Here is a 4,003-nt window from a genome sequence, read left to right on the forward strand (position 1 = left end):
CCTTCCTCAAACTTGGGTACATTTTAACTAAAACCTCCCTAAAAATCAAGCTGCAAGCGGGCGAAAAATACAGCAAACGCAGTTTGCAACGGATTTTTAAGCAAACCTGGCTAAACGTCGGCAAGCCAAAACCGGCCAGCCTAAATGGGTTAAGGAACAGCCATTCCACCCACCTATTGGAATCGGGAACAGACCTCAGGTACATTCATGAATTGCTGGGGCACCGCAGCAGCAAAACCACAGAAATCTACACCCATGTAACCTCCAAAACCCTGCAACAAATCCAATTGCCGTTTGACGATGTGTGAAAATCCCGTACATTCGATAACAGGAAACAAACCTTCGCCTATACAACCCATTTGGCGGATAGGCGAAGGATTATAGCGGCTATAAGTAAGTTGCCAGCAAGCGTAGTAGACGACCCAACAAAACAAGTCAATCATTCTTTTCGACCTTTAATCTTCGAACAAACTATAAAATACTTATGACTGTTGAAAACTTTAAGGGACAATTTTTGTCCCCGACAGTTTTTTATTGTACATTTGGACAAATTTAGTCCTCAATGACATTAACAAAAAATCTAGTTTCTTCATTTGGTGAACAGCTTCGTTCATTGCGTGAACAAAAAAAAATGTCATTGCGTCAGGTTGCCACTGAAATCGGTATAGACACTTCTTTGCTCGGAAAAATTGAACGTAACGAAAGACAGGCAACGAAAGAACAAATAAAACTAGTTGCAAAATTCTTCAATCATGATGTGCAAATATTAATAGAAGAAAACTTAAGTGACCAATTAGCTTATAAAATAATAGAATCTGATGCTGGTATTAATATACTAAAGGTTGCAGAAGAAAAAATAAAATATTTAAAAACGAAAAAATAAAAATGAAAGTAGCTTCACTATTCTCAGGATGCGGTGGTTTGGATTTAGGTTTTATTCAAGCTGGGTTTGATGTCATTTGGGCTAATGACTTCTTTAAAGAAGCCGTAGAAACATATAAAAATAATATAGGCGACCATATAGTATACGGTGATATTACCAAAATACCTAGCTCTGATATACCGGATGATTTTGATGTTTTACTAGGGGGCTTTCCATGTCAAGGGTTTTCAGTAGCCAATACTAAAAGAAACATGGAGGATGAACGGAATTTTTTGTACAAAGAATTATTGCGATTAATTGACGACAAAAGACCTAAATTTTTTGTTGGAGAAAATGTTAAAGGTTTACTATCAATGCAAAAAGGTAAGGTAATTGAAATGATTGTGAACGATTTTAAATCACTTGGTTATACTGTTGATTACAAATTATTAAAAGCTTCAGATTATGGTGTTCCTCAGCATAGAGAGAGAGTAGTTATTATTGGTAATAGATTAGGATTAAATAATTTATTTCCAGAAAAAACACACGGAGAATTTAATGACCTATTTAATTATAACATTAAACCTTATGTTACAGTAAAAGAAACTTGCGGTCATTTAGAAAAGGTTAGAACCAGAGATAAATCATTTAAATTAGGTAGTGAAGTAATACACAATCATATAGCAAGAACAAATGTTGCAGATACTTTTTGGGGTAGAAAAAGCAAGATTGATCAGCACGAAATTTGCGATTATTTAAAGTATTGGCGAAAATTAAGCGGCTGGTCGACAAAGAGAATTGATGAGCATTTCGGTTATGCACATACTGCCGGCCACTGGTTTAGAAAAGACAATAACTCTGGTAGTATACCCAACCCAAGTGATTGGTGGGAATTGAAAAAATTATTAGGATTTGATGATAAATTTGATTTAGCTGTAACTGAATTGGAATTAAAACCAATTTCTTTCGAACAGTCATTACGTATTAATAATTGGGAAAGACCAAGTGACACTATTACTGCAACTGGACCTGAAATTCACCCAAACAAGGAAAGAAGAATGTCGGTTCGTGAATGTGCTATTATACAAACTTTTCCAAATGATTTTATCTTTAAAGGGAGTCTAGGAAATATGTATAAGCAAATAGGTAACGCAGTCCCTGTATTATTAGGAAAAAAAATTGGCGACATCATCTATCATCAATTAAAATATGAATCTGAAATAATTAAAATAAAAAAAACAAAAAAAGAATTAATTTAATAAATATATTTTTGTCGAAATCCAATCCATGTTTTATTTTTAGAATCTAATCGAGTTGTAATATTATTTTTATCGATACGGGCTGAACCACCATAAGTCAAAATACTATATTTACCGCCTATTTTTTTCCAAACAGATTTGCTCTTTGGAATAAACGGGTGGTCTAAACTTGGATCTAAGTAAGCGTCCTCCGTACCAGTACCTTTTATACTAAATGGAATCCAATTTGTTACAATATTATTTTTAGGCAGGTAAAGTCTACCTATTGTTTCAGCTTTTGCCTTACCTATGTACTGATGAGTTTTAAAATTGCTAATTATTTTATTATCATAATCTTCTTTGACAATTAAATCATGAGGGACACAGCATAATGAAAGATGAGATAAACTAAAAGTTTTTAATGATGCATCATCTTTATAATTAACAGTTACAAAAAAAGTTAAAACAGGTTTTTCTCTATAAAAACTTTCTAATCGTGCTGGAAATGTAATACCTGCAAATTGGTAGCCTTTAACCTTTTGCTTAAAAAAAGCTTCATTATTAAATGTAATTTGATTTTTTTGAAAATGAATTGCTGTATCATCTCCAGAATTACCATTCATATCTATTGTTTTTGCATCAATATTTAATAATATATCATACAGCTCTATTGCCATATCAGAACTAACTGGAGAAGGATAAACATTTATTACTTTAAAGTTTTTATATAAATGAAATCTGATTAATCTTTCAACACCAATCTTAATTTTATTTTTTTCATCCCAATTCTCATCAAGAAATTTATAGTTCTTTTGAATATAGAATTCAATTTTTTTTAAGTCTTCTATAAAATCATTTGAACTCACAATAGTCCAAATTTTATCCATGTAATCCTTTTCTATATTTTTTATTTCCTTTATCATCTTTAGAATATTAATAGTTCAAATATTTCTACATCTAATGCCTTAGCAATTTGCTCAATTACTGTTATTGAAACATTTCGTTTTCCAGCTTCAATACTTGGTATATAAGTTCTATCCAAATCAGCAGTTAAGGCTAGTTTCTCTTGAGACCAACCTTTTTCTGTTCTTAAATGCTTGACCTTTGCCCCAAATTTTTTCTTAATATCCATATTTGCAAAGATGAAAATATGTGGACAGCTATACAATGGACAACTATCTACTATTTAAAATATGTTTAGAAAAGCAAAACCAAACGCCAGCACCTAACAGCAGTGTCTGTTGCACAACCCTTTTAAAAATATAAAAAGCGGGAATTTTGTCAAAAAACCGCTTGAATACAGGCCTTTAAACAGAGGCACATTGGGGATTAACTAAATTTGGCTCGAAAAATAAGTGCCTTAAAATGGCTTGTTTGAGTTCTAAAAATACGATTTTACAAAAAGCCGCCACCTTTTCTGCCTGAGGCAGTATTTGGATCGCTTCTTTGACATTTTTAGACTTAAATTTCAAGAGTTTTTTAAGGTTGTAAACCAAGGCACTCATCATCACGTGCTTGTTGGCAGCCCTTATTCCCCTTGTATTTACTCGTTTTAGGTTCAAAAAATTGAGCATGGCACCTAATACAGGCTCTACCGTGCTGCCTCGCTTTTTCATAATCCTTTTGGCAGTATGCCTTTTATCCAATTGAAATGTTTAGATGTTTCCCTAAACCAAGTTCAATTAATTTGTAATAAGTAGAAATTTGAATTAGGAGCGCGGGTGGTGCTCAACGGCAAAATCGCCGACGGCATACTGCGCGGGGCCCAAAGTTCCTTGCGCGAGCACGGCCTGCTCCGCTGACGTTGAGCCGGGGGTTTCAGGGCAAGGGCCGGGAGGGGTATGGGTATTTGGGCGGCTGCGGGCTTTCGCCGGTTGTCCGCGGTGGCCCATGGGCTGCCCAG

6 protein-coding genes are annotated in these 4,003 nt (G+C 34.3%); 3 read left to right on the plus strand and 3 right to left on the minus strand.

Annotated features, from left to right (window positions below; translation table 11 throughout):
* From ACOYLP_RS11220 to ACOYLP_RS11230, 3 genes are all read left to right on the plus strand, one after another.
* Positions 1-308, plus strand: a 308-nt coding sequence (locus ACOYLP_RS11220; RefSeq protein ID WP_422856259.1) for a tyrosine-type recombinase/integrase, incomplete at its 5' end; no start/stop codon positions are given.
* A 254-nt stretch (positions 309-562) separates the two neighbouring features.
* Complete coding sequence (locus tag ACOYLP_RS11225; RefSeq protein WP_422856260.1) at positions 563-883, plus strand: helix-turn-helix domain-containing protein; 321 nt, start codon at positions 563-565, stop codon at positions 881-883.
* Positions 884-885: 2 nt separating this feature from the next.
* Positions 886-2,121, plus strand: coding sequence for a DNA cytosine methyltransferase (locus ACOYLP_RS11230; RefSeq protein WP_422856261.1), 1,236 nt, complete (start codon positions 886-888; stop codon positions 2,119-2,121).
* On the opposite strand, the gene ACOYLP_RS11235 is transcribed toward ACOYLP_RS11230, so the two are convergent.
* The 3 genes from ACOYLP_RS11235 to ACOYLP_RS11245 form a co-directional block, all read right to left on the minus strand.
* On the minus strand, positions 2,118-3,023 hold the full coding sequence (locus tag ACOYLP_RS11235; RefSeq protein ID WP_422856262.1) for a hypothetical protein: 906 nt from the start codon (positions 3,021-3,023) through the stop codon (positions 2,118-2,120). The two genes, ACOYLP_RS11230 and ACOYLP_RS11235, sit on opposite strands and share 4 nt — an antisense overlap.
* 2 nt (positions 3,024-3,025) lie before the next feature.
* Complete coding sequence (locus ACOYLP_RS11240) at positions 3,026-3,232, minus strand: helix-turn-helix domain-containing protein (RefSeq protein ID WP_422856263.1); 207 nt, start codon at positions 3,230-3,232, stop codon at positions 3,026-3,028.
* Positions 3,233-3,407: 175 nt separating this feature from the next.
* Positions 3,408-3,746 carry a transposase gene (locus ACOYLP_RS11245; protein WP_422856264.1) on the minus strand — a complete coding sequence of 113 codons (339 nt, stop codon included), beginning with the start codon at positions 3,744-3,746 and terminating at the stop codon, positions 3,408-3,410.
* Between the last annotated feature and the right edge of the window lie 257 nt (positions 3,747-4,003).

Source organism: Flavobacterium sp., from assembly GCF_049318325.1.
GTDB lineage: Bacteria > Bacteroidota > Bacteroidia > Flavobacteriales > Flavobacteriaceae > Flavobacterium.

What these genes read in the sequence shown, in the direction of transcription:
- ACOYLP_RS11230 (WP_422856261.1), top strand. Translation starts at nt 886, where the DNA reads ATGAAAGTAGCTTCACTATTCTCAGGATGCGGTGGTTTGGATTTAGGT.
- ACOYLP_RS11235 (WP_422856262.1), bottom strand. Translation starts at nt 3,023, where the DNA reads ATGATAAAGGAAATAAAAAATATAGAAAAGGATTACATGGATAAAATT.
- ACOYLP_RS11225 (WP_422856260.1), top strand. Translation starts at nt 563, where the DNA reads ATGACATTAACAAAAAATCTAGTTTCTTCATTTGGTGAACAGCTTCGT.
- ACOYLP_RS11240 (WP_422856263.1), bottom strand. Translation starts at nt 3,232, where the DNA reads ATGGATATTAAGAAAAAATTTGGGGCAAAGGTCAAGCATTTAAGAACA.